The sequence below is a fragment of the Streptomyces sp. F001 genome (assembly GCF_004187715.1).
Taxonomy (GTDB): Bacteria; Actinomycetota; Actinomycetes; order Streptomycetales; family Streptomycetaceae; genus Streptomyces; species Streptomyces flavusporus.
In genome coordinates this window covers 1-4,931 of the sequence record NZ_QZWF01000110.1, presented here as the reverse complement: position 1 = coordinate 4,931, position 4,931 = coordinate 1, and the positions used below count along the sequence as shown (strand labels likewise).

Here is a 4,931-nt window from a genome sequence, read left to right as displayed (position 1 = left end):
CCAGGAACACCTGGTAGTCCATGGAGAGGCCGAAGAGCAGGGAGAGCATGATGATCGGCAGGAACGCGGCGATCGGGCCCTCGTTGCCGAGGCCCAGCAGATCCAGGCCCCAGCCCCACTGGAAGATCGCGACGAGCACCCCGAACGACGCGGCGGCCGCGATCAGGTTCATCACGGCCGCCGTCAGCGGCACGACGAGCGAGCGGAAGGCGACCATCAGCAGCAGGAAGCCGAGTCCGATGATCGTCGCGATGAACAACGGCAGCCGGTCACCGGTGACGGTCGCGAAGTCCTTCGACACGGCGGTCACCCCACCGACATGGGCCTGTGCCCCCGCGTCCGGGATGACGTCGTCGCGCAGGGTGTCGATGAGGCGGTCGGTCTCCACGGCCTGCGGTGACGTGGTCGGTACGACCTGGATCACGGTGACGCCGTTCGCGGGCGGTGCCGCGGCGACCTGGGCGACGCCCTCCGTCTCCCGGATGGCGGTGACCAGCCCGTCGGTCCCGTCGCCGTCCACCACGACCTGGAGCGGGCCGTTGAAACCGGGGCCGAATCCCTCGGCGAGCAGGTCGTAGGCCTTCCTGGTGGTCGTCGACGCCTCGTCGTTGCCCTGGTCGACGGTGCCGAGCCGCAGGGACAGCACGGGCAGCGCTAGGACGACCATCACGACGAGCCCCAGCGCGGCGACGGAACGCGGGCGCCGTTGGACGGTCGCGGACCAGCGGGCCGCGAGCCCGCTCGGCCGCTCCGGCTCGGGCCCCTGCACGGCCAGCTTGCGGCGCTGGCGGCGGCTGAGCACCCGGTGGCCGAGGAAGCCGAGCATCGCGGGCAGCAGGGTGACGGCCGCGAGCACGCTCAGGACGACGGTCAGTGAGGTACCGATGACGACACCGTCGAGGAAGCGCAGGTTCGTCACCAGCATCCCGGCGAGCGCGATGCACACCGTGCCGCCGGCGAACAGCACAGCCCGGCCGGAGGTGTTGAGGGCGGTGGCCGCAGACTCCTCTGGGTCCATGCCGCGCAGGATGCCGCGCCGGTGCCGTGTGACGATGAACAGGGCGTAGTCGATGCCGACGCCCAGACCGATCAACGTGGACAGGAGCGAGGCGAGTTCGGGCACGTTCGTGACATGGCTGAGCAACTGGGTGGAGAACATGCCCGTGCCCACGCCGAAGATCGCGACCACGAGCGGCAGCAGCATCGCGAACAGCGAACCGAACGCGAGGAACAGCACGACGGCCGCCGCCACGATGCCGACCAGTTCGGCGGTGCCGGTGGGCGGCTCCTGAACGCGGGTGATGGCCTGGCCCCCCAGCTCCACCTGCAGGCCGTCGCCTCCCGCGTCCCGCGCCGTGTCGACGACGTCCTGGACCAGCTCCTTGGGTACCGCGTTCGCCTGCTCGGCGAAGGTGACCTGGGCGTAGGCGGTGCGCCCGTCCTCGCTGATCTGCGCCGCACCCCGGTCCCCGTACGGGCCGGCGACCTCGCCGACCCCGTCCATCTCCCCGATCTCCCGCAGTGCGGGCTCCATCCGGGACCGCACGTCCTCGTCCCGCACCGATCCCTCGTCGACCTTCCACACCACCGTGTCGACGTCCCCGGAGCGCTGCGGGAAGGCCTTCTGCATCAGGTCGTACGCGCTCTTGGAGTCCGTGTTCGGCAGGGAGAAGACCTCCGCGTAGTTCGTGCCCGCGCTCGATGCCGAAAAGCCCAGGCCGAACAGCGCCCCCACCCACAGCAACAGGACCACCAGCCGGTGCCGATAGCACCATCGTGCCAATGTCGCCACGCTCAACGCTCCTTCGTCCGTTGTCGGTTGGTCCCCCAGGTCCTGCGCACCAGGATCGGCGGCGCCGCGCGCGCGTGAACACGACCGGTCCATGACTCTCAACGAACTCCAAAGCGAAGGCGGCACGGTTGTCAGTGCCCGCGCCGATACTGGGGGCATGACGACGGCTCCCGGCACCGTGCTGATCGTGGAGGACGAGGTGAGCATCGCCGACGTCCTCGCGATCGCCCTGCGCTACCACCGTTTCGAGGTCATGACCGCGGGCACCGTCCGCGAGGCGCTCACCCTCGCCGAGCGCACCCGCCCCGACGCGGCACTGCTCGACGTCATGCTCCCGGACGGCGACGGCCGCGCCCTCGGCCGTGAACTGCGCGAGCGGCGCCCTGACCTGGCGCTGGTGTTCCTCACCGCGCGCGACTCGCCCGCCGAGATCGTCGGCGCCCTCGGCTTCGGCGACGACTACATCACCAAGCCGTTCAACATCGACGAGGTCGTCGCCCGGGTCACCGCGGTGCTGCGCCGCACCCGCCCCGCCGACGTGCTGCCCCAGCGGCCGCCGCTGCGGTACGGCGACCTGGAGCTGGACGAGACGACGTACTCGGTGCGCCGCGCCGGCCGCACGGTCGAGCTGACCCCCACCGAGTACGCCCTGCTGCGCTTCCTGGTGCGCAACGGCGGCCGGATCGTACCCAAGGAGCAACTCCTGCGCCATGTCTGGCAGTACGAGCATGTCCCGCTCGAGTCGACGGTCGTCGAGACCTACATCAGTTATCTGCGGCGCAAGCTGGACGCGCTGGGACCGCCGGTGATCACCACCCGGCGGGGCGTCGGGTACGGGCTGGCATGAGGCCGTACAAAGGCCGCTGCGGACACAGCCTGCACTCGCTGCGCGGCAAGCTGACGCTGGCGAACGTGGTGCTGCTGGCGCTCTCCATCGTCGTGGCGACCGCCGTGAGCCTGATGGGCATGCGGATCTACCTGCTGGACACCGTGGACCGCGAGCTGATGACGTCCCGCACCTCGATCGGCGACGCCCCGCTCACCTTCGAGCAGGTCGACTCGCTGACCGCGCTGTTCGCCCTCAGTGAAAAGATGGCTCCCGACTCCTCCGGCGGCGACGCCGACTCGCTCGTGCAGGGCTCCGTCTTCGCGGCCGTCGACAAGTCCGGGCGTCCCCTGACCATAGGCGGTTTCGCGCCGACCGACACCCAGCGCGCGCTGGCCGCCGCGGTGAAGGAACCCGCGGTCCTCGTGGCCGACACCGAGCCCCACGACCTCCAGGTCCAGGGCGACCACTACCGCGTCACCGCCGGCCGACTCGCCGACGGCACCATCGTCCTGCTCGCCACCTCGACCGAGGCGCTGACCCAGGTCCTCACCAGAGCCCTCAAGCTCGACCTCGCCGTCGGCACCCTGCTGCTGGCCCTGCTGGCCTGCCTCACGATGTTCAGCGTGCGCCGCCGGATGCAGCCCCTGGAGGACATGGTCGAGACGTCGACGGCGATCGCCGAGGGCGACCTGACCCGGCGCGTGCCGTCCAGCCGCGAGGCCACCCTGGAGGTGGAGCAGCTCCGCCTCGCCCTCAACTCGATGCTCCATCAGGTCGAGTCGGCGTACCGCACGCGTGAACGCAGCGCCTCCCAGCTGCGCCGCTTCGTCGCCGACGCCTCGCACGAACTGCGCACCCCGCTGTCCGCGATACGCGGCTACCTCCAGCTGTACGACAAGGGCATGCTGCGCGACCCGGCGGACCGCAAGCGGGCCTGGGAGCGGGTGATGGCGGAGGCGGACCGCATGGGCCGGCTCGTCGACGAACTGCTCATCCTCGCCCGCCTCGACCAGCAGCCCGAACTGCGCTTCCACCATGTCGACCTGAGCCGGCTGGTGCGGGAGGCGGCTGAGGACCTGCGGGTGCAGCAGCCCGAACGGCCCATCACGGTCGGTGCCGACGGCTCCCTGCTGGTGCACGCCGACGAGTCCGGGCTGCGTCAGATACTCGGCAACCTCCTGGGCAACGTCCGTATCCACACACCCGCCGACGTGCCGGTGCGGCTCGACGTGGAGCGCTCCGACGGGGTGGTACGGCTGTGTGTCGCCGACGAGGGGCCGGGCCTCGGCACGGAGGACGCGGCCCGCATATTCGACCGCTTCTTCCGCGCGGGAGGCGGCGCCGGCAGCGGGCTGGGCATGGCGATCGTGCAGGGGGTGGTCCATGCGCACGGCGGCGAGGTGGCGGTGCGTACGGCGCCGGGCGAGGGGCTGGCGGTGACGGTGACCCTGCCGGCGCGGACGGCTGCGCCCGTGTAGGGCTCAGATCCGCCGCCGCTCCCTTCGCCCTGTCACCGGGGCGAGGCCAGCTCGATCACCGTGATGTCGGAGGGTGCGCCGACGCGCGTGGGCGGCCCCCAGGCGCCCGCTCCGCGGCTGACGTACAGCTGGGTGTCGCCGTAGCGCTCCAGGCCCGCGACCGTCGGATTCGCTGCCGCCGCGAGGAGGTTGCCGGGCCAGAGCTGGCCGCCGTGGGTGTGGCCGGAGAGCTGGAGGTCGACGTCGTGCTCGACGGCGTCGTGGATCTGCACGGGCTGGTGGGCCAGGAGCACGCACGCGCGTGCCGCGTCCCGGTCGCCGAGGGCCTTGGCGAAGTCCGGGCCGTTGCCCTCCTCCTCGCCGGCCACGTCGTTGACCCCCGCGAGGTCGAAGTGGGGCAGCTCCGTACGGGCGTTCTCCAGGGGGCGCAGGCCGAGTCTCCGTACCTCCTCCACCCACTGCTCGGCGCCGGAGAAGTACTCGTGGTTGCCGGTGACGAAGTAGGCGCCGTGGCGGGCCGTCAGCTGGGCGAGGGGCGCGGCCGCGGGCCCCAGGTCCTTCACACTGCCGTCGACGAGGTCGCCGACGACCGCGATGAGGTCGGGCTGCGTCGAGTTGATCGTGTCCACGACCTTCTGGGCGAAGCCCCGGCCGAGGACCGGGCCCAGATGGATGTCGCTGACCACCGCGATCCGGAAACCGTGCGCCGCGCGCGGGAGTTTGGCCAGCGGGACGGTGACGCGTTTCACACCCGGCCCGTTCAGGACGCCGTACGTACCGGTTCCGACGGTTCCGACGGCCGCCGCGGCGGCCGTCGGAACCGTCGGAACCG

General features: G+C 71.4%; 4 protein-coding genes. 2 read left to right on the top strand and 2 right to left on the bottom strand.

Translation table 11 applies throughout. The features are described 5' to 3' along the window. Positions 1-1,783, bottom strand: a 1,783-nt coding sequence (locus StrepF001_RS44485) for an MMPL family transporter (RefSeq protein WP_129803760.1), incomplete at its 3' end; no start/stop codon positions are given. 166 nt (positions 1,784-1,949) lie between these two features. Between StrepF001_RS44485 and StrepF001_RS44480 the strand changes: the two genes are divergently transcribed. Together StrepF001_RS44480 and StrepF001_RS44475 are read left to right on the top strand one after the other, a co-directional pair. Beyond that, entirely contained in the window at positions 1,950-2,639 is a 690-nt protein-coding gene (locus StrepF001_RS44480) for a response regulator transcription factor (RefSeq protein ID WP_129803759.1), read from the top strand. Further along, on the top strand, positions 2,636-4,099 hold the full coding sequence (locus StrepF001_RS44475; RefSeq protein WP_129803758.1) for a HAMP domain-containing sensor histidine kinase: 1,464 nt from the start codon (positions 2,636-2,638) through the stop codon (positions 4,097-4,099). Before StrepF001_RS44480 ends, StrepF001_RS44475 begins: the two co-directional genes overlap by 4 nt. Before the next feature lie 32 nt (positions 4,100-4,131). Here StrepF001_RS44475 and StrepF001_RS44470 read toward each other — a convergent pair. Next, positions 4,132-4,931, bottom strand: an 800-nt coding sequence (locus tag StrepF001_RS44470) for a metallophosphoesterase (RefSeq protein ID WP_129803757.1), incomplete at its 5' end; no start/stop codon positions are given.

What these genes read in the sequence shown, in the direction of transcription:
- StrepF001_RS44475 (WP_129803758.1), top strand. Translation starts at nt 2,636, where the DNA reads ATGAGGCCGTACAAAGGCCGCTGCGGACACAGCCTGCACTCGCTGCGC.
- StrepF001_RS44480 (WP_129803759.1), top strand. Translation starts at nt 1,950, where the DNA reads ATGACGACGGCTCCCGGCACCGTGCTGATCGTGGAGGACGAGGTGAGC.